Consider the following 20568-nt stretch of genomic DNA (forward strand, 5'->3'; position numbering starts at 1 on the left):
CGTTACGAACGTGACCTGACAAGGAGAGGACAATGGCCCTCGTTTCCATGCGCCAGCTGCTCGACCATGCGGCGGAGCATTCCTACGGCCTGCCGGCCTTCAACGTGAACAACATGGAGCAGGTGAAGGCGATCATGGACGCGGCCCGCGCCACGTCCTCGCCGGTGATCCTCCAGGGCTCGGCCGGCGCGCGCAAGTATGCGGGCGAGCCGTTCCTGCGCCACCTCATCGCCGCGGCGGTGGAGGCCTATCCCGAGATCCCCGTGGTGATGCACCAGGACCATGGCGCCTCCCCCGCCGTGTGCATGGGCGCCATCAAGTCCGGCTTCTCCTCGGTGATGATGGACGGATCGCTGAAGGAGGACGGCAAGACGCCGGCCGACTATGACTACAACGTCTCCGTCACCGCCAAGGTGGTGGAGCTGGCCCACGCGGTCGGCGTCTCCGTGGAAGGCGAGCTTGGCTGCCTGGGATCGCTGGAGACCGGAAAGGGCGAGGCCGAGGACGGCCACGGGGCCGAGGAGGCCCTCGACCATTCCAAGCTGCTCACCGATCCGGACGAGGCCGCCCAGTTCGTGAAGGCGACCCAGTGCGACGCGCTGGCCATCGCCATCGGCACCTCCCATGGCGCCTACAAGTTCACCCGCAAGCCGACCGGCGACATCCTCGCCATCGACCGCATCAAGGCCATCCACCAGCGCATCCCCACCACGCACCTGGTGATGCACGGCTCCTCTTCCGTGCCGCAGGAGCTGCTGGAGGAGATTCGCACCTACGGCGGCGACATCAAGGAAACCTACGGCGTGCCGGTGGAGGAGATCCAGGAGGGTATCCGCTACGGCGTGCGCAAGGTGAACATCGACACCGACATCCGCCTCGCCATGACCGCCGCCATGCGGCGCGTGGGCGCGAAGAACAAGAGCGAGTTCGACCCGCGCAAGTTCCTCGCCGCCGCCATGGAGGAGGCCAAGAAAGTGTGCATCAACCGCTTCGAGGCGTTCGGTTCCGCCGGCAAGGCGGAGAAGATCCGCGCCATCGAGCTGGACGAGATGGCCAAGCGCTACGTTTCCGGCGAGCTCAAGCAGGTGGTGCATTGAGCTTGGCCGAAGCCGGCGCGCTGGCGCGGGTGGTGGCCCCTGCCGTATAGGTGACGTGAGGCGGCCTCCGCCGCCTCGTTCCCGGGACGAGCGACAGCGCAGCTGGAGCGCCGATCCGGGATCCACGGAAAGGTCCTGCGCAGCAGGCTCTTTTCGACGACGGTCATGAAGGGAGCCGCCTTCGGCGCGTTGTTGCGCCGGGCCCCGGCTCTCCTTCCGCTGACGCTCCAGTCGGCCGGGGCACGAGATCGAGCCCCGGCTATCCAGACGTTGAGGAGACCCCCATGGCCCGCGCCCACCCCATCATCGCCCCGTCCATCCTCTCGGCGGACTTCACCCGCCTCGGCGCCGAGGTGGACGCCGTGCTCGCGGGCGGCGCGGAGTGGATCCATTTCGACGTGATGGACAACCATTACGTCCCCAACCTCACCATCGGCCCGCTGGTGCTCCAGTCCCTGCGCAAGGCGACGAAGGCCTTCGTGGACGTGCACCTGATGGTGAAGCCGGTGGACGGGATGATCGAGGCCTTCGCCGCGGCCGGCGCCGACCTCATCTCCTTCCACCCCGAGGCGAGCGAGCACGTGGACCGCTCGCTGCAGCTCATCCGCTCCAAGGGCGTGAAGGCGGGGCTCGTGCTGAACCCGGCCACCCCCCTCTCCGTCCTCGACTACACGCTGGATCAGCTTGATCTCGTGCTGGTGATGTCGGTCAACCCCGGCTTCGGCGGGCAGGCCTTCATCCCCTCGGCCCTCGACAAGCTGAAGGCGATCCGCGCGCGTATCGACGCCTCGGGCCGGGACATCCGCCTGGAGATCGACGGGGGCGTGAAGGTGGACAACATCGGCGCCATCGCGGCGGCGGGGGCGGACACCTTCGTGGCGGGCAGCGCCATCTACGGCGCCAAGGACTATGCAGCGACCATCGCCGCCATGAAGCTCGAGATCGCCGTTGCCACCGGCACCGCCGCTGCGGCGTGAGGGGAACGCTGAACGCTTCCGGTCACTCTTCGTGACCCCCATGCCCCGGTTGGTCCGGGGCGCGGGGGCTTGCGCATCGCCGCGCGGCTCTCCGCGCAGCGCGTGATCGCGCGTCTCACGCGATCTTCAGCGCCGCGCCGTCCGGCAGCATGCTGCCCGTCTCCCGCGCCTTCACGTGCCAGGAGAGCGCCTCCTCGATGATATGCGGGGTGTGGCCGCCCCGCGTCAGGGCGCGCGCGAAATAATCCTCCATCGCATCGCGGTAGAGCGGATGGACGCAATTGGCGATGATCGCCCGCGCCCTCTCCCGCGGCGCAAGCTCGCGCAGGTCGGCGAGGCCCACTTCGGTGATGAGGATGTCCACGTCGTGCTCGGTATGGTCCACGTGGCTCACCATGGGCACGACCGACGACAAGGCCCCGCCCTTGGCGATCGACTTGGTGACAAACACGGAGAGGTAGGCGTTGCGGGCGAAGTCGCCGGAACCGCCGATGCCGTTCATCATGTGGGTGCCGCCCACGTGGGTCGAGTTCACATTGCCGAAGATGTCGAACTCCAGCGCCGTGTTGATGCAGATGAGGCCGAGGCGGCGGATGATCTCCGGATGGTTGGAGATCTCCTGCGGACGCAGGATGAGGCGCGACTTGTAGTCGGTGATGCGCGGCATCACCTCGTGATATTTCGCCTTCGACAGGGTGATGGACGAGCCCGAGGCGAAGTTGAGCTTGCCGGCGTCGAACAGGTCGAAGGTCGAGTCCTGGAGGACCTCGGAATACATGGTGAGGTCGCCGAAGGGGCTGGCGATGAAGCCGTGCATCACCGCATTGGCGATGGTGCCGATGCCGGCCTGCAGCGGCTGCAGGCGGTTGGTCATCCGCCCGAGCTTCACCTCATGCTTCAGGAAGTCCATGAGGTGGGAGGCGATGGCCGCCGTGTCCGTGTCCGGCGGCAGCACGGTGGAGGCGGAGTCGAGCTTCTCCGTGATGACGATGGCGGCGATCTTCTCCGGCGGCACCGGGATGAAGGGCAGGCCCACGCGGCTTTCGGGGGTCACCACCGGGATCGGCTCGCGGAACGGGCGGCGGGTGGGAATGTAGATGTCGTGCAGGCCCTCCAGCTCGGCGGGCTGGGTGAGGTTGATCTCGACGATCACCTTCTTCGCCAGGATCGCGAAGGTGGCCGAATTGCCCACCGAGGTGGTGGGGATGATGCCGCCGGATGCGGTGATGCCGACGGCCTCGATCACCGCCACGTCGATGGGGCCGAGCTGGTTGGTGCGCAGGTGCTCCACCGTCTCGGACAGATGCTGGTCGACGAACATCACCTCGCCGGCGTTGATGGCCTTGCGCAGCGCCGGATCGGACTGGAACGGGATGCGCCGCGACAGCACGTGGGCCTCTGCCATCTGCTTGTCGAGGTCATTGCCGAGCGAGGCGCCGGTGATGAGGGTGATGCGCAGCGGCTCGCCCCGGGCGTGGGCCGCGCCGGCGCGGGCGGCGAGCGCCAGGGGCACGGCTTTCGCCTCGCCGGCACGGGTGAACCCGCTCATGCCCACGATCATGCCGTCCTTGATGAGTTGTGCGGCCTGTTCGGCCGAGACGATCTTTTCGCTGAGGGACGAGAGGCGGATACGCTCGTGGGGCATGGTCGGCCGTCCGGATCGTTGGGCAATCCTTCGCGCATAGCGAGCGGACCGCGGCGGGCGGAATTCGACTTAAGAGAATATCCCGATCAGGCGACGATGGCGACAGGCAGTCCGAAGGCATCGCGCTCGGGCGGGTCGGGAAATGACAAGGCCTTGCCGTCACTCATTCTTCGGGCGGAGACGGCGCAGGCGCACGCGTCCACGAGATCGTCGAGGCCTGCGCCGAGCGCACGGGCGTTCTGCTCATTAAGCAGGTCTGTTGGTATCCCCCATGCCTCCAAGAGCCTAATCCGAAGGTCGAGGCCCGGCGGATGGGGCCTGTTGTGGACCTTCTTCGGCAATTCGAGCGCCCGTTGCCCGTTCATGACGAAGAATGCGACTTCGGGATGACATTCAACCAGCTGGTTGCAAAGCTCCGGCCGGTTCCGCAGCAGCAGGTCCACTTCCGCAATCTTCGGAAAAAGATGGAAGCACTGCTTGGCCACGGCGCGCGGTGGATCGGAGGAGGCGCGGGCGGCGGCGCAGGCGGCCCGGTAGCGCTCGCTCTCGTCCCCGTCCCCGATCCCCGCCATGACGGCTGCCCGGGAGGGGACCGAGAAGACCGAGGATTGCCGCTTGCCGAGTAGGGGGCGCACCAGCCGCTCCGGGGCCCGGCCCTTCGCGCCGATCCGTTCCGGCAGGCCGATGGGCATGTCGACGGCGGCGGTGACGGGCGGCTGCGGGGCATCGAACACGTCCGCCACGGCTGCCACGCGCATCAGGCGCAGATTCGCGTTCCCATCCCAGCGCGCGACAATCCAGCCGCCGCGACACCCGTCGATCCCGGCGAAGGGGAGGGGCAACTCAGTCCTCCCCGGGCTTCGCCTGGGGCAGGGGAAGGGTGGAGGGCTGGGGGGCGGGGGCGGAATAGTATTTCCGCTTGATGGAGCCGGTCACGATGTTCCCGCCCTCCCCCTGGGAGACGGGCACGCCTTGCGGGCCCACCTGCCAGCCGGGCGGAAGGCCGCGCGGCTGGTTGGTATTTTGCGCGGGTGCGGCGGCGGGCTGCGGCGGATAGGCCTGGCCCTGGTAGCGCGGTTGCGGTGCCGGTGCGGCGCTGACGCTTCCCGCCGGGCGAAGCGTCGCGGTGGAGGCTGGCGGCAGGGGCGGCGGCGGAGGGGGCGGCTCCGCCATCACCGGTTCCGGGGCCGGCTGCTGAGCGGGCCGCGGGGCGAAGATGGAGGAGAGGAAGTTCGGTTGCTGCTGAGGTGGCGGTGCGGCCGGCATCGGCTCGGGCATCGGCTCCGGCGCGGCCATGGCCACCGGCGGTGCCTTCACGGCGAGGGGGGCGGGGGCCATCGGCGCGGGCATGGGCCGGGGCGCGGGCTTGCAGATGGTGCGGCCCTTCTCGTGCCGCATCAGGTCCACGTGGATGTGGTCGTAATGAAAGATGTTGGAGCCGGGGGCGAGCACGGTGGTGAAGCGCTCGCACGCCCCGGCCTGCACCTGCAGCAGGAAGCCCCGCTCCTCCGGCGTTCCCTTCCAGCCGTCCTTCACGGTGATCCAGCGCCCGTCCGCCAGGCGGAAGGCGCCCACGTCGAACGCATTGCCGAACGCGTGCTCGGAAATCTTGGCGTTGGGGTTGCCGTTGACCATGGCGCGGCAGGAATAGGAGGACATCTGCCGGATCGCGACGACCGGCTGGCCCAGCCAGGCGACGGCGGCGGGCTGGACCACGTCCTCCTCCCAGCGCTCGACCTGGTAGATGACGGGGCAGGCGAGCCGGGCTGCCGGCTCCACGATCACATTGCCCTGGGACAGGGCGTTGACGCGGAAGGGATGTTCCATGCCGCACTGACCCGGCCCGTCGATGGCCGACAGGGGCTCGATGAAGGCGGATGCCACCACGCCCTTGGCGGCGATGCACCGTTCCTCTTCCTCCGCGCGCCAGGGTTCGCGTGACGATCCGAAATCGAACCGACAGCCGGTGATCCCCGCGAGCAGAAGCGGGGCGAGGAGAAGCCAGAAGGAACCGCGCGCCATGGCGGCACCTTGGGGGATTCGGCGTTGCGAAGGGGTTAAGGCGCGGGGCTCTGGCCCCTATGCGGCGGCGCGGGTCCTTACATTCCGCTGCGGGGCGCGGGAGGGGGAGCGCGGCAGAGGGGAGAGGTCCGGCGCCGCGCCGCCATGGCCTTCAAGCAGCGCAACCATGTCGCGCTGGTCCCGTTCCCCTGCCGCACGGGCCGTGCGCAGGGCGGCGGAGGCCTCGGCCAGGGCGCGTTCATAGTCGGTCGCCAAGGCGCTCAGGGACCTGATGCGCAGGTGCAATAAAATCACCGCGGTGGTGGTTGCGACCAGCGCCGCAATGAGGACGAAAGCTGCGGGGTCGGACATCATCCATGGCCTCCGTTCCGCCGTCCCAGGTCCGGGGCGCTTCCGGAAAGCTTTTGTTCGACAGGGGCTTGGGTCATGCGATGTCGCCTCGGTTCCCATGGAGGCCAAAAGCCTGACCGATGTATCGGATGGTCCGGGCCGGCGTTCAATTCTCCGGAGGTGCTACCTGGAGGAGAATTGGTGCCGGGGTGGAGCCATATCATTCCGAAATGGCACAATCTCCTGCAACAACAGTGGGTTGCGTATGCTAGGTAACTCTCGTCGGTAGCACAGCCGAACCCTCCGCGGGGGTGGGGGGTGGTACCGGGCGTTGCGTTTTCGGAATCTCGTGCCACGCCCTGACCGGCACGGGGTGGTCGGGCCGGGTTGTTCGCCAGCGATGGCGACGCCTGGCTCGTTCCATTTCTCCGGCTCGTTCCGGTTTCAGGACCTTCCAGACCTTCGGCGGTTTTGACGCCTTCGCCTTTGGGGCGGGTCCGCGCCGGGCCTGCATCCATCTGCCGTCGCGTGCGCCCCCGCGCGCAGGTTCGCCGATATCAGCGTGAGGCGCTTGAAGACGCGGCCGGTCCCTGCGTCGACGGCGCAGCCCCGGATGGGGTGAGGTTTTATGATACCCTCAATCGAGGGTGATGCCGAACCGCTCCGCCTGCCGCCGGACGAAGGCCTCCATCCGCTCCCGCCCCAGGTCGGTGAGGGTTACGAGGATGCGGCGCCGGTCCCGTGGGTCGGGCTGCCGGGCGAGGAGGCCGGCGCCCTCCAGGTCGTCGATGCGGCGGAGCGCCGTGGTGGTGGGGGCGCCGGAGGCGATGCACAGGCTGGTGACGGAGATGGGCCGGGCGCTGGCCTCGGCCACCGCGAGGTCGAGCATCATCTCCCAGGCGGGGTCGGAGAACAGGCCGGCCTGGAAGATGGCGTCGCGGTCGGCCCGGGCGGCCACCAGGGCGCGCAGGTAATTGGGCCGGGCGATGTGGCCGGCGGCGGGCGCATCGCCCTCGGCCGCCGCGCCTTCGTCGTCCACCAGCGCGAGGGCCCGGGTGATGGCGTGGGCGACCTCCTCCGCCGCGAGGGGCTTCTGCAGGAAGTCCACCGCCTGCAGCCGCAGCGCGCCCACGGCGCGGTCGAGGGAGGCGTGGCCGGTGATCACGATGGCCGCCATGGGATGGTTGCGCCGCCGCACGGAGAGCTTCTGCAACAGCTCGATGCCGTCGATGCGGGGCATCTGCAGGTCGGTGACGATCACCTGCAGGCCCTCGTTCTGCTGCACCAGGTCGAGCGCCTCGATGGCGGTGGCGGCGGTGATGGACGGGATGCCGAGCATCTCCAGCCCCTCGTGCAGCTCGGCGAGCACGTCGGGATCGTCATCCACCAGCAGGACGCGGGGCGCGGACGACGTGGGGTTCATCTCGTGCGATCTCCTTTGGCACCGCCGGAGCGATGCCTCATCCCGTCCGCGGCGCCGGCCGCCGGCAGGGTATCGGGAGCGTGACGCGGCACCACCGGAGGCCGGAGCCCGCCGGCCCGCCACCCCTCCGGCGCATGCGGCCCGAGCGCCGCCTCGGCCCCTCGAAGGCCGGGCCGGCGGCAATCTCCACCAGATTGGGGGCGAATAGAGACCTGCATGCGAGGTGCCGCCGCGAATCTTTCCGCCCCGGAAGATGCTCTTCAAGATGTTGATATGGCAAGCGCTCCTTTCACGCTTTCCTGCGCCGGAACGCGCGCCGCCGCCGCGAAGGGGGATGGCGGACGCGGCGGGACGGCTGGGGCGGGCCCGCGGTTCCGGCCGGTTCCATTCCAATTTGGTGCAGGTTCGGGTTGACGGGCCGTTGTCCTCCCGTTGCATTGAGGGCCTCCTGGCTGGGTGAAGCGGCCGGGCCGCGCGGCCGTGCGGGCTTCCGCCGGCCGGTTCCGTGACACGGCCGGATACCGGTCTTCCGTCGGTGGCGAGATGGGCCCGGTACTGATCGTCGATGACGAGCCCGAGTATCTCGACGAACTGGTCGAGGCGCTGTCCTTCCGGGGCATCCCCGCGGTGTCGGCGGGGCAGGGGGCGCGGGCCGTGGCGCTCCTCGCCGACGATCCCTCCATCCGCGTGATCCTCACCGACCTGCGGATGCCGGACATGGACGGCATCTCCCTCATCCATGCGGTGCGCGCGGCCTATCCGGCGCGCCGGCTGGACTTCCTCGTCATGACCGGGCACGCTGCCGAGGCGGACATCGAGCGGGCCATGGCCGAAGGGGTGCTGCGCTGCTTCCCCAAGCCGCTCGCCTTCGATGCGCTGTACGAGGCTCTGGCGGACCTGAACGCGCGTGATGCCCAATCCTGAAGCCAGGACGCCCGAGGCCAGGAACAAGCGGCTCCGTCGGCTCCTCGACCCGGTGACGGTGATGCTCGGAAGCCTCGTCTTCCTGGTCGGCGTCATTCCCTTCACCGCGGCCCTGGTGCTGTACCAGCTGCACAGCCGCGCCCAGCTCGAGATCGCCGAGACCTCGGCCAACCGCACCGCCACCTTGCTGCTGCGCAGCTTCGAGCAGGCCATCGAGCCCATCGACGCGCTGCTCATCAACTTCGCCAACAGCTACGATGCCGGTGCCACCCCGCAGCAGATCTACGAGGCGCTGAGGAGCTTCAGCCTGCCCACGGCGGTGGTGCAGTTCTCCGTGGTGGACAAGGACGGCGTCCTCGTCGCCAGCAACCTCGCGCCGCCGGGTGGGGAGCGGGTGGACGTTTCCGACCGTGAGCACATCCGGGTGCAGATGGGCAAGGACCCGGGGGGCGGGGACCTGTTCATCTCCAAGCCCGTGCTCGGGCGGGTGTCGAAGAAATGGACCATCCAGCTCACCCGGCCCCTGGGCGATGCCGAGGGCCGCTACGCGGGCATCATCGTCGCCTCCTACGCCATCAGCGACTTCATCGATTTCTACAAGCAGCTGCGCACCGAGGACCAGATGCTGATCTCCCTCATCGGGCGCGACGGCGTGGTGCGGGCGCGCGCGGCGGCGGAGACCTCGTTCGGCGACGACGTGTCGAAAAGCCCCTCCTACCAGGAGGCGCTGCGCAGGGGCTTCAGCGTCTACAACCAGGTCAGCGCCGTGGATGGGGTGGAGCGCGTCGGCTACACGCTGCTCTCCGCGAAATATCCCATCCTCGTCACGGTGGCCTATTCGCTGGCCTTCGTGCAGCAGCAGTCCGCCGGGTTCCGGGTCGCCATCTGGTCGACGGCGCTCGGCCTGTCCGCCGCTTTGCTCATCGTGGTGCTGCTGGGCGCGCGCTACCTCCGCCTGCAGAAGCGGCTCGAGGCCGAGGAGGTGCAGCACCGTGCCCGCCGGCGCGAGGCGAACGTGCTGGAGGCCATCAGCCGCGTGCCCGGCGTCGCGGTGATGCAGGTCACCGAGGACGGGGCGGGCACGGTGGGCACCGCCTCCGGCGAGCCGCTCTCCACCGTCATGCGCACCTATCTGGACAGCTCGCGCTTCCGCGCCTTCGCCAGCCGCCTCACCGGGCCGAAGCTGCGCAGCGAGCACCTCTCCGACGGCACCCGCGAGCTGGAGGTGGAGATGGTGGTCGCCCCCCTCGTGGGCATCGACAAGGGGCCCCTGGGCTCCGACCGCGACGTGGTGGTCTTCGCGGTCGACCAGACCCAGCGGCGGGTGGAGGAGAACAAGCTCTACCAGATGTCGAAGCTCGCCTCCCTCGGCGAGGTGGCCACCGGGCTCGCCCACGAGATCAACCAGCCCCTCGGGGTCATCCGCCTCGCGGCCGCCAACGCCCTCACCGGCATGAGCCGCGGCCTGCCGCCCGAGCACCTCGCCGGCAAGCTGGACCGCATCCTCCAGCAGACGGTGCGCATGAGCCGCATCATCGACCACATGCGCATCTTCGGCCGCAAGAGCGACGAGCGCCTCCAGCCCTCGCGCGCCGCCGACGCGGTGGAGGGCGCGCTGCAGGTGGTGGGGGCCCACTTCCGGCTCGACAACATCGAGGCGGTCACGCAGGTGGAGCCGGACCTGCCCGAGGTGCTGTGCCGGCAGGACCAGCTGGAGCAGGTGATCATCAACCTGCTGCAGAACGCCCGCGACGCCATCGTCGAGCACCGGGCCCGCGCGCCCGCGGAGCTGCCCGGCCGCATCCGCGTGAGCGTGGCCTGCGAGCCGTCCGGCGGGCCCGCCGGCACCGTGCGGATCGAGGTGGAGGACAATGGCGGCGGCATGCCCGAGGCGGTCATCGGCCGCATCTTCCAGCCCTTCTTCACCACCAAGCCGCCGGGCAAGGGCACCGGCCTCGGCCTGTCGGTGAGCTTCGGCATCATCCGCGACCATGGCGGCAGCCTGACGGCTGCGAACACGGCGGAGGGCGCCGTGTTCACCATCCGCCTGCCGGCGCTGGTGGCGTGCGGCCCGGGCCCGTCGCAGCCCCAGGCCCGGTGATCGCCGGTTCCACGCGCGGCCTTCAACAGGAGCTTTGATCGAGCCCCTTCCTCGCGCACCGAGGGCGTGCTGTTCTTCGCGCGGCGACCCAGGACGCCGGGAGGAAGAAAGAATGAGACGCCCCTTCTTCGTAGGCCTCGCTCTCTTGGCGGGCATCGTGGCGGCGCAGGCCCAGGGCGCGCCCGCCACGCCCGCGCCCATCACCGCCGCCTGCTCGCAGGCGCGGCTGTGCGCCCTCAAGCAATTCTACGAGGTGAAGAACTTCCGCATCGGCGGCAAATACGACCTGTCCGCCCCGCAGAAATGGGAGTTCGGCGGGGAGGGGGGCACCACCCTCGAATCGCTGGGCGCCGGCCCGCTGAAGACCGCCTATATCGCCCTGGGCACCCCCGTGCGCAACGCGGCGGGGGAGATCACCAACGCGGTGGTCGTCAACACCTTCTATTCCGGCGACGCCACCGACATGTACGCCCAGTGGGTGGAGGGCACGACCCTGTCCGGCGGGCCGGTGATCGGCCCGGGCAAGGCCATCGACACCGACCAGTATTACGTGGTCATGACCGATGCGCTGGGCCTGTGGGGCACCTCCAAGCCCTCCGAGGGGCTGGGGCAGAAGTTCCCGCAATACAGCTACCAGGACATGGTGCAGGCCAACTACCGCATGCTGCGCGACCACCTGAAGGTCGCCCGCGCGGCGCTGGTCACCGGCGTCTCCATGGGCGCGACCCAGACCTATGTCTGGGGCGTGATGCACCCCGACTTCATGAACGGCCTGATGCCCATCGGCGGCACCAGCCAGTCGGACGGCGGCGATCCGGTGGGCAACTGGACCTTCCAGCTCATGTCCGCCGCCATCGAGTCCGATCCCCAGTGGCGCGCCACCGGCGGCAACTACTACAACCTGCCGAAGGACAAGCACCCCAACCAGGGTGTCGCCTTCGGCTGGTCGGTGCTGCTGCTCACCGGCTTCGACTTCGACTTCCGCTCCCAGCAGGACTGGGCGAAGGTGCAGCCGGACATCTTCTACTGGAACCCGCCCACCCCGCAGGCCGGCGCCTCGGTGAACGCGCGGGCGCTGCTGTTCGACGCGGTGGACCTCCTGTGGCGCAACCGCGCCGGCGAGACCTACAACATCAACGACCAGCTCGGCCGCATCAAGTCGCGCACGCTGGTGATGCATATCGAGAACGACCAGTGGCTCACCTTCGACCGCGCCAAGCGCACGGTGGAGAAGGTGCCCGGCGCCGATTTCGTGCATGAGCGCAGCCCCGTCGCCCATTACGGCGTCTTCCCCATCCTGAAGAACCGCCAGTTCGACCCGACGGTGGCCGCCTTCCTCGGCGACGTCTCGCGCCTCACCCGCGGGCAGGACCTGGTGGCGAAGACCTACCGCAACCCCGCCGTCGCGCAGGCCATCACCCCCGACACCTCGTTCTGGAACACCTTCGTCACCTATCCCTTCCCGGTGAAGAAGACGAAGGCGAAGGATTCCCGCGGCATCGAGTGGGACATCGGCTACATGGACGAGTATGCTGGCACGGCCGCCAATCCGGACGTGCTGGTCATCGTCCACGGCAAGGGCGCGTTCGGCGGCCACTACGGCAACATCATGCGCATCGCCCTTGAGCGGGGCCTGCGGGTGATCGCGGTGGACATGCCCCACTACGGCATGTCCGGCCCCGGCAACCTCGACAAGAGCCCCGCCCGCACCATGCAGGAGATGCGGGAGGTGCTGCACGAGGTGGTGGTGAACCAGCTGAAGGTCCCGAAGGCGGCCTATCTCGGCCACTCCATGGGCGGGCAGATCGTGCTCGGCTATGCCCTCACCTGGCCGGACGCGGTGTCGAAGCTGATCCTGGAGGCCCCCGCCGGCCTCGAGGAATATCCGCGCGAGGTGACGGTGGCGCCGGGCAAGAAGCTCGACTTGTTCGACCCCGCCTTCGCCCATGACTTCGACAAGTGGAAGGCCACCTGGGACCAGACCGGCCTGCGCGACCGGGAGAAGAACCTCACCGCCCAGCAGATCGATGACTTCTTCCACTTCAGGAGCCGCGATCCGGTGTCCGGGGCGGTGACGCCCCAGCGCAACGGCTACTTCCTGCGCGACAGCGAGTACGCCCGCCTGCACACCGCCCAGCGCATCGGCATGATCAAGGGCGATCCGCGCGAGCTGCAGCAGTGGGTGGATGTCTTCATCTTCGACATCTACGGCATGGTGGCCGAGCTGCAGGAGAAGGACCCGGCGAGCCTCTACAAGCGCCTCACCCAGATCAAGGTGCCGATCTTCCTGGCGTTCGGCGACAAGGAGCCGTTCATCCCCGGCTATGCCTTCAACGGGCTCGACGACCTCTCCCGCCAGCTCATCCTGCCCTTCATGCGCCGGATGAACGCGGCCGGGGGCGACGTGCAGCTGAAGATCTATCCCGGCACCGCCCACTTCATCCACACGGACGAGCCCGTCGCCTTCGCCGAGGACGTGGTGGACTTCGTGGAGACCGGGCGGGTGGCCACCGGCACGCCGGCGAGCGTCGACCGGCTCATCCACGGCGCGGCGGCTGCGGCCGCGCCGGCCGAGGCCAAGGCGGCCGCGCCCACCGGCCTCAACAAATAGGAGCGGCCATGCCGAGCGTGAAAGCAGGCGAGGTGACCCTCGCCTGGCGTGAGTGGGGGGAGGGCGACACCGTCGTCCTCTTCATCCACGGCAACCTCGCCTCCAAGGACTGGATCGAGCTCGCCGCCCCGCACTTCCCGCGGGGCGTGCGCACGATCGCCATCGACTGGCGCGGCTGCGGCGACAGCGAGAAGCCGGAGCCGCGCGCCGACTTCTCCAACTACTCCATCGCCCAGCACGCGGACGACATGCTGGCGGCGCTGGACGCGCTGGGCATTTCCTTCTGCCACCTCGCCACCCATTCCACCGGGGGCATCATCTCCACGCGCATGATCCTGAAGCAGCCGAGCCGCTTCGGGCGCGTCTTCTCCTTGTCCCCCGTGGGGCCGCAGGGCATCGACTTCCCGCCGGAGAAGGCCGCCTTCTTCGGCGAGATGAAGAAGGACAAGGCGCTGACCCGGCAGATCATGGCCGCCACCGCCGCGAGCCTGTTCCAGCCGGACAGCCTGGTGGAGGGGCCGGCCCGCTTCCGGGCGGACGCGGGGCCGCGCGCGGCCCTGTTCGAGCGCATCGTCGACCAGGTGTTCGCCGTCTCCGACGGCATCTGGTTCGGCACGCCGGACACGCTGACCAGGGAGGCGAAGAGCGGCGAACTGAAGGCGGTGATGGGCCGCATCACCCACCCCCACCTGGTGGTGTGGGGGGCCGAGGACAAGGTGATCCGCGAGGCGGACATGAAGGAGATGGCCGACGTGATGCCCGATTGCCGCTTCGTGGCGGTGCCTGGCATCGGCCATTCCCTCAATCTGGAGGAGCCGGAGCTCTACGCCGGCTATTTCGGCGCCTGGTTCGGCGGGCTGGCGTTCTGAGGGGGCTTTCGCCCTCACCGCGTCATCCCCCGGCCCGTCCGGGGGATCCACGCTGCGGCGAGACGGTTGCGGAGGTCCTCAGGCGCGGGGCCCGCGTCCGGGTGGATGCCGCGGACACGCCGGGGCATGACGGTGCCTGCAAGGAGGGCCGGGTAGACCTTCCGACGTCCGGTCGCGTGGCCGGGGCGGGAGTCTTCCCTTCGCCGCGTTCCCCCCGGCTCGTCCGGGGGATCTACCCTGCGGCGAAACGGTTGCGGAAGTCCTCAGGCGCAGGGCCCACGTCCGGGTGGATGCCCCGGACGGGCCGGGGCATGACGGTGGTGGGGCCCCGCAGTCCTTCGGATGACCGCGCGTTGATGGGGGATCGGGGGGACATTGCGTCTGGGGAGTGGCACAGCGGGATGGTGCGCGGAAGGGTTGCCGACAGGCGTCCGTCCCGGGCCGTGCCTCTCCTCACGCCTCGCCGGCGCGGCTCTTCAGGAAGCGGCGGAAGGCGCCGAGGGTCTTTTCGGAGACATAGTGCTCCATGCCTTCCGCGTCGGTCTCGGCCGCATCCTCCGGCACGCCCACGGCGAGGAGGAAGTCCACCACCAGCCGGTGCCGGGTGCGCACGCGCTCGGCCATCTTCGCGCCTTCCTCCGTGAGGAACACGCCGCGATAGGGGCGGGAGGTGACGAGCCCCTCGCGCTTGAGCCGCGCCAGCGCCTTGGTGGCGGTGGGGTGGGTGACGCCGAGGCGCCGGGCGATGTCGGTGACGCGCGCCTCCCCGTGCTCGGCGATGAGGTCGGCGATCAGCTCGGTATAATCCTCGAGGATCTCGGCGGAGCGGGCCGTGCGGGCCCGGCTGAAGCGGCGGACCTCGTCGGCCTCCGCGGGGGTGGGCGCGGCCTCGCCGGCGCCTTTCGGGCGGGCGCCCCTCGTGTCCGCGTCGTCCGCGCGCTCTTTTTCCGCGCGCATGGGAGCGGCGCCCTTATCCCGCGCCGCCTTCTCTCTCGCGCCCTTTCCGGCGGCGGCCACCGGCGCGGCGGCCCGGGCAGAGCCCTTCTGAGCAGTCGTCACGCGCATCCCCGCATGAGCCGAGACCCGGCGGATGCCCCGCCCCGGTCGAATCGGGATTGAAACTGCGACGACATTATGAAGACGGGCCTGGGCAGGCAACCTGTGCCCCCTTCCCGTGTCATCGCCCCGTATCTTCACCGCACGTCTTCACCGCAGTTTTTCACCGCACGTCTTCTCCGCAACGTCCTCACGCCGTGCTCCCGCCGCCGGTCCGTCGTCGTTCCAGCCTCCGCCCTGCGCTCTGCCGGCTTCGTTCCGCAGCGCCCGCGGGCGGGGCCTCCGCGTCTTCCCGTTGCGGCTTGCCTCAGGAGAATGTTGCAATAAATGTAGCTGTGGCTACATTATGAGGTAAGTGCAACGCAACATAGCCGAAGCCATGAGCGAGCAAGCCATGAGCGATGCCGTTTCCACGGCCCGCTCCTCGATGACAGATCGCACCGCCCACGCGATCCATGAGGTTCTCGCGGGCCGCCGCCGCGGGCCGGCCGCAGCGCTGCTGTTCGCGGGGCCGGCGATCATCGCCTCCATCGCCTACATGGACCCCGGCAACTTCGCGACCAACATCCAGGCCGGCGCGGGCTACGGCTACACGCTGCTGTGGGTGGTGGTGATGGCGAACCTCATCGCCATGCTGTTCCAGGCGCTGTCCGCCAAGCTCGGCATCGCCACCGGCCGCAACCTGGCGGAACACTGCCGTGACCACCTGCCGAGGCCGCTCGTGTGGGTCATGTGGGGCGTGAGCGAGATCGCCGCCATGGCCACCGACCTTGCCGAGTTCCTCGGCGGCGCCATCGGCCTCTCGCTGCTGTTCGGGCTGCCGCTGATCGCCGGCATGGGCGTCACCGCGGCGGTCACCTACGCCATCCTGCTGGTGGAGAACCGCGGCTTCCGTCCCATCGAGCTCATCATCGGCGCGCTCGTGGGGCTCATCGGCCTGTGCTACCTGGTGGAGATGGTCGTGGCGCCGGTGGACTGGGGCGAGGTGGCCCGCCACGCGGTCTCCCCGCAGATCCCGGACGGCGCCGCCCTGGTCATCGCCGTGGGCATCATCGGCGCCACCGTCATGCCCCACGCCCTCTACCTGCATTCCGGCCTGACGCAGAATCGCACCACGCCGCAGAACAACGCCCAGCGGCGCATGCTGGTGCGCTTCTCCAATCGCGAGGTGGTGCTGGCCCTCTCCGTGGCGGGGCTCGTCAACATGGCCATGGTCATCATGGCCGCCAGCGCCTTCCACCAGGGCCACAGCGACGTGGCGGAGATCGAGACCGCCTACCACACGCTGACCCCGCTGCTCGGGGCAGCCGCGGCGGGGGTGTTCCTCGTCTCGCTCATCGCCTCGGGCGTGTCGTCGTCGGTGGTGGGCACCATGGCGGGGCAGATGATCATGCAGGGGTTCGTGGGCTTCCGCATCCCCATCCTGGTGCGCCGGCTCGTCACCATGGCGCCCGCCTTCGTGGTGGTGGGTCTCGGCGTCAATCCCACGCGGGCGCTGGTGCTGAGCCAGGTGGTGCTCTCCATCGCCCTGCCGGTGCCGATGATCGCCCTCGTCCTGTTCACCCGGCGGCGGGACATCATGGGCGAGTTCGCCAACAGCCCGCTGGTCAATGCCCTCGCCACCATGGGTGCGGTGCTGGTGCTGGGGCTCAACGGCGTGCTGCTCGCCCAGGCCTTCGGCTTTCCCATCCCCGGCCTGCCGGCCTGAGGCGGCCATCGGTCCCGGGCCGCTTCACTCGCACAGGGTGAGACGCACCGGATCGGCTTCGGGCGGCAGCAGCGTCCCCATTTCCCGGCACGTGCCATCCATGCAGATGCGCCAGTCCGCCGTGGCGCCGGAGCGGCGGAGCAGCACCTCCGTCTGCGGCGGCAGGGCGGGGCGGGCGACGTAGAAGCCGTTCCGCAGCACCGCGCCCTCGGGCGGCTCCATGCCGGCGCCCGAGCCCTGGACGCGCACCTCCTCCAGCACGAGGCCTGAGGGCGTGGCGCGCCAGTCCTCCTGCCACTCGCTCTTCTGCACCGAATGGGTCCAGGCGAGGGTGAAGGCGGCGGCGAGCCGCACCACCATCCCGCCGGCCGCAAGGCAGGCGACGGCGCCCACGGGCCGGCCGCCTCAGGCCGTCGCCGCCCGCGCCGCGCGGGTGCGCCAGGCGTGCCAGGCGATGAAGGCGACGGAGGCGGCGAAGCCCACCTCGTCCGTCCACGGCAGGGCGAGAATGAGCAGGGCCGCCGCCGCGAAGGTGATGAGGCGCTCCGCCGCGTTCATGGGCCCCAGCAGATAGCCGGTGGCGGTCGCCGCCCACAGCACGATGGCGAGGACCGCCTTCACGAACACATAGACCACCGACGGCCAGAAGCCGATGACGGCGGACATGGGGTCGCCGTCCTGCAGCATCAAGGCGGGGGAATAGACCGCCATGAACGGCACCACATAGCCCGCCAGCGCGATGCGCGTGGCGATCCAGCCGATGGTCTGGCCGGAAGCGCCGGCGATGGGCGCGGCGGCGAAGGCGGCCAGCGCCACCGGCGGCGTCAGGTCCGCCATGATGCCGAAGTAGAAGACGAACATGTGCGAGACGATGAGCGGCACCCCGAGGGCCAGCAGCGCCGGCCCGGCGATGGAGGCGGTGATGATGTAGTTGGGGATGGTGGGCAGCCCCATGCCGAGGATGAGGCAGGCGATCATAGTGAGGACGAGGGACAGGAACAGGGAGCTCTTGCCCACCTCCACCACGAAGGTGGCGAAGGTGGTGGCCACCCCGGTGAGGGTGAACACGCCGATCATGGTGCCCACCAGCGCGCAGGCGATCCCCACCGGCAGCGCGTTGCGGGCGCCGTCGGCCATGCTCTCGATGCTGATGCGCAGGGTCTCGCGCCCGCCCTTCACGAACAGCAGCAGGGCGACCAGCACGGCGACCACCGCCGCGACCCCGTTGATGCCGTATTCGAGGAAGCTCGCCGCGGACAGGCCGAGCACGATCCAGAAGATCACCCGCAGCCCGTAGGGCCCGATGAGCCGCGCCACCGGCGTGCCCAGCACGATGAGGGCGGTGAGGGCGAGGCCGACCGTGCCGGCGAACAGCGGCGTGTAGCCGGAGAACAGCAGCCACACCAGCGCGGCCAGCGGCAGCAGCAGGTACCAGCGGGTCTTCAGCGCCAGGACGGCGTCGGGGCACTGGGCCTTGGGCAGGCCGGAGAGGCCGTATTTTCCCGCCTCCAGATGCACCATGGCGAAGACGGTGAAGAAATAGAGGAAGGCCGGGATCACCGCCGCCGTGGCGATGGTGGCATAAGGCACGTCGATGGTCTCGGCCATGATGAAGGCGACCGCGCCCATCACCGGCGGCATGATCTGCCCGCCCATGGAGGCGGTGGCCTCCACCGCCCCGGCGAAGGCCGGCTTGTAGCCGAAGCGCTTCATGAGCGGGATGGTGAAGGCCCCCGTGGTGACCACGTTGGCGACCCCCGAGCCGTTGATGGTGCCCATCAGCGCCGAGGAGATCACCGCCACCTTGGCCGGCCCGCCCTTGGCATGGCCCACCGTGCCCATGGCGAGGTCGTTGAACAGCTGGATCATCCCCGCGCGCTCCAGGAAGGCGCCGAACAGGATGAACAGGAAGATGAAGGAGGACGACACGTAGGTGGGCGTGCCGTAGATGCCCTCCGTGCCGAGGAACATCTGGTCCACCACCTGGGCATAGTCGAACGGGCGGTGGTCCAGCGGCGCCGGCAGGTACTCGCCGAACAGGCCATAGAGGATGAAGCCGCCGCACATGAGCGGCAGCGAGGCGCCCATGAGCCGCCGCGAGCCCTCGAACACCAGCGCCACCGCCAGCGTGCCCACCACGATGTCGAGGGTGGAAGGGTCGCCGGCCCGCTGGATGAGCGCGGTGTAGAACACCCAGTGATAGAGGCCGACGACGAAGGAGAAGATGCCGAGCCCCCACAGGACGAGGCGCTCCGTTCCCCGCTTGTGGTTGGCGGCGATGGCGAACACCACCAGCAGCAGGAAGCCCACGTGCACCGAGCGCACGATCTGGCTGGGCAGCGGGCTCCAGGCGGCGGTGACGACCTGGAAGGTGGAGAAGGCGACCGCGATCCAGAACACCGTCCGCCCCCACGCGCCCGGCCCCCAGGTGAGGTCGAGCAGCGCATCGTCCACCACCACCGCGGCGCCGTGGTTGGGGTCCTTCAGGTCATGGCTGACGGGCGGGGTGGTCTGCGGCGTGTGGAGCGAGGATGTCATGGGTCAGGCTCGGGCGATCGGGCGCGAGAAGGGCGAAGGGCGGGGCTCGCCCGTGCTGGTGGCGGCGGGCCGGGGCCCGGGGCGGCGCGTGCCGCGCCTTCAGACCCCGCGCCGGCTCCCGGCATGGACGCGGCCGCGCCGCGGCGGCCGCACGGCGGGACCGGCCGGCCCCGCCTCTTGCGTCAGGGGTTGACACCCTTCTCCTTGAAGAACCGGACCGCGCCGGGATGGAACGGCACCGGCGAGCCCTTCATGGCGTTCTCCAGCTTGATGGACTTCGCCGCCGCATGGGCCGCCGCCAGCTCCGGCAAATTCTCGTAGACGGCCTTGGTGATGGCGTAGACCTCGTCCTCCTTCAGGTCGGCGCGGGTGACGAGGAAGTTGGGCACGGCGGCGGTGGCGACATCCGCGCCCTGGCCCTCGTAGGTGCTGGCGGGGATGGTGGCCTTGAGGTACGGCGCGCCGATCTTGTCGATGACCGCGCCGGGCACCTCCACCACCACGATCGGCACCGAATTGGCGAGGTCCTTGATGGAGGCGACGCCGAGGCCGGCCGACTGGAGCGTGGCGTCGAGCTGGCGGTTCTTCATCAGCTCCACGGATTCGGCGAAGGGCAGGTATTCCACCTTGCCGAGGTCGTCGTACTTCAGGCCGGCGGCATTGAGGATGGCGCGGGCGTTGAGCTCCGTGCCGGACTTGGGCGCGCCCACCGACAGGCGCTTGCCCTTCAGGTCGGCGATGGTCCTGATGCCGGAATCCTTCGAGGCGACGATCTGGATGTAGTTGGAATAGATGCCGCCCAGCGCCTGCACCTTGGAGAGCGGGGCCTTGAAGCCGGCCTCCTCCTTGCCGGCCGCGCCGTCGGCCAGGCTGTCGGCGAGGGTGAAGGCCACCTCGCCCTTGCCCTGCTGGATGAGGTTCAGGTTTTCCACCGAGGCCTTGGTGGCCTGCACCGACGGCCGCGTGCCCGGCACCTTCTCGCCGATCACCTTGGAGATGGCGACGCCGAGCGGATAGTAGACGCCGGACGTGCCGCCGGTGAGGACGTTGACGAACTGCGCGCTGGCCGCGCCCGGCGCGAGGGCGAGGCCTGCGACAAGCGCTGCTGCGGCGACGCGGACCGCCCGGAAGCCGGAGGCACGGGCTGTCTTCGAGATGCTGGACCTGTTGGCGATGCTCTGCACGGGCATGCTCCCTTCCCTCAATTTTTTGGTGTTTTGGGGAGGCTAGCCTGTCCTTACGCAAAGGCCAGCGCCTTTTGCCTGCA

At 69.4% G+C, this 20568-nt stretch carries 16 protein-coding genes; 7 read left to right on the plus strand and 9 right to left on the minus strand.

What is annotated here, in order from left to right; genetic code table 11:
• Window positions 1-32 precede the first annotated feature (32 nt).
• Complete coding sequence (fba, locus tag V5F59_RS23945; protein ID WP_393978827.1) at window positions 33-1097, plus strand: class II fructose-bisphosphate aldolase; 1065 nt, start codon at window positions 33-35, stop codon at window positions 1095-1097.
• A gap of 284 nt (window positions 1098-1381) precedes the next feature.
• Entirely contained in the window at window positions 1382-2074 is a 693-nt protein-coding gene (rpe, locus tag V5F59_RS23950) for a ribulose-phosphate 3-epimerase (protein ID WP_393978829.1), read from the plus strand.
• A 115-nt stretch (window positions 2075-2189) separates the two neighbouring features.
• Here the strand turns inward: rpe and scpC are convergent, their stop codons facing one another.
• The 5 genes from scpC to V5F59_RS23975 form a co-directional block, all read right to left on the minus strand.
• Window positions 2190-3719, minus strand: a complete 1530-nt coding sequence (scpC, locus tag V5F59_RS23955; RefSeq protein ID WP_393978831.1) for a succinyl-CoA:acetate CoA-transferase ScpC — start codon at window positions 3717-3719, stop codon at window positions 2190-2192.
• A gap of 86 nt (window positions 3720-3805) precedes the next feature.
• Window positions 3806-4561, minus strand: coding sequence for a DUF429 domain-containing protein (locus tag V5F59_RS23960; protein WP_393978833.1), 756 nt, complete (start codon window positions 4559-4561; stop codon window positions 3806-3808).
• 1 nt (window position 4562) lies between these two features.
• The gene (locus V5F59_RS23965; protein WP_393978835.1) at window positions 4563-5741 is read right to left on the minus strand and encodes an extensin-like domain-containing protein; all 1179 of its coding nucleotides are present in this window, start codon (window positions 5739-5741) and stop codon (window positions 4563-4565) included.
• A gap of 57 nt (window positions 5742-5798) precedes the next feature.
• Entirely contained in the window at window positions 5799-6095 is a 297-nt protein-coding gene (locus V5F59_RS23970) for a hypothetical protein (RefSeq protein WP_509211146.1), read from the minus strand.
• 613 nt (window positions 6096-6708) lie between these two features.
• Window positions 6709-7494 carry a response regulator gene (locus tag V5F59_RS23975; protein ID WP_393978839.1) on the minus strand — a complete coding sequence of 262 codons (786 nt, stop codon included), beginning with the start codon at window positions 7492-7494 and terminating at the stop codon, window positions 6709-6711.
• Between the two features lie 543 nt (window positions 7495-8037).
• Between V5F59_RS23975 and V5F59_RS23980 the strand changes: the two genes are divergently transcribed.
• The 4 genes from V5F59_RS23980 (at window position 8038) to V5F59_RS23995 (ending at window position 13999) form a co-directional block, all read left to right on the plus strand.
• On the plus strand, window positions 8038-8418 hold the full coding sequence (locus V5F59_RS23980) for a response regulator (protein WP_393978841.1): 381 nt from the start codon (window positions 8038-8040) through the stop codon (window positions 8416-8418).
• Window positions 8405-10519, plus strand: coding sequence for an ATP-binding protein (locus V5F59_RS23985; protein ID WP_393978843.1), 2115 nt, complete (start codon window positions 8405-8407; stop codon window positions 10517-10519). Before V5F59_RS23980 ends, V5F59_RS23985 begins: the two co-directional genes overlap by 14 nt.
• 112 nt (window positions 10520-10631) lie before the next feature.
• Window positions 10632-13130, plus strand: a complete 2499-nt coding sequence (locus V5F59_RS23990) for an alpha/beta hydrolase (RefSeq protein ID WP_393978845.1) — start codon at window positions 10632-10634, stop codon at window positions 13128-13130.
• An 8-nt stretch (window positions 13131-13138) separates the two neighbouring features.
• Complete coding sequence (locus V5F59_RS23995; RefSeq protein WP_393978847.1) at window positions 13139-13999, plus strand: alpha/beta fold hydrolase; 861 nt, start codon at window positions 13139-13141, stop codon at window positions 13997-13999.
• A 453-nt stretch (window positions 14000-14452) separates the two neighbouring features.
• On the opposite strand, the gene mntR is transcribed toward V5F59_RS23995, so the two are convergent.
• On the minus strand, window positions 14453-15058 hold the full coding sequence (mntR, locus tag V5F59_RS24000) for a manganese-binding transcriptional regulator MntR (protein ID WP_509211147.1): 606 nt from the start codon (window positions 15056-15058) through the stop codon (window positions 14453-14455).
• Window positions 15059-15449: 391 nt separating this feature from the next.
• Here mntR and V5F59_RS24005 point away from each other — a divergent pair, with 391 nt between their 5' ends.
• The gene (locus V5F59_RS24005) at window positions 15450-16763 is read left to right on the plus strand and encodes an Nramp family divalent metal transporter (RefSeq protein WP_393978851.1); all 1314 of its coding nucleotides are present in this window, start codon (window positions 15450-15452) and stop codon (window positions 16761-16763) included.
• 24 nt (window positions 16764-16787) lie between these two features.
• On the opposite strand, the gene V5F59_RS24010 is transcribed toward V5F59_RS24005, so the two are convergent.
• The 3 genes from V5F59_RS24010 to V5F59_RS24020 form a co-directional block, all read right to left on the minus strand.
• Window positions 16788-17156, minus strand: a complete 369-nt coding sequence (locus V5F59_RS24010) for a DUF1850 domain-containing protein (protein ID WP_393978853.1) — start codon at window positions 17154-17156, stop codon at window positions 16788-16790.
• Window positions 17157-17168: 12 nt separating this feature from the next.
• Window positions 17169-19301 carry a TRAP transporter permease gene (locus V5F59_RS24015; RefSeq protein WP_393978855.1) on the minus strand — a complete coding sequence of 711 codons (2133 nt, stop codon included), beginning with the start codon at window positions 19299-19301 and terminating at the stop codon, window positions 17169-17171.
• A gap of 182 nt (window positions 19302-19483) precedes the next feature.
• Entirely contained in the window at window positions 19484-20491 is a 1008-nt protein-coding gene (locus tag V5F59_RS24020) for a TAXI family TRAP transporter solute-binding subunit (protein ID WP_393978857.1), read from the minus strand.
• Between the last annotated feature and the right edge of the window lie 77 nt (window positions 20492-20568).

It is taken from the genome of Xanthobacter nonsaccharivorans, from assembly GCF_043194755.2.
Lineage (GTDB): Bacteria > Pseudomonadota > Alphaproteobacteria > Rhizobiales > Xanthobacteraceae > Xanthobacter > Xanthobacter autotrophicus_G.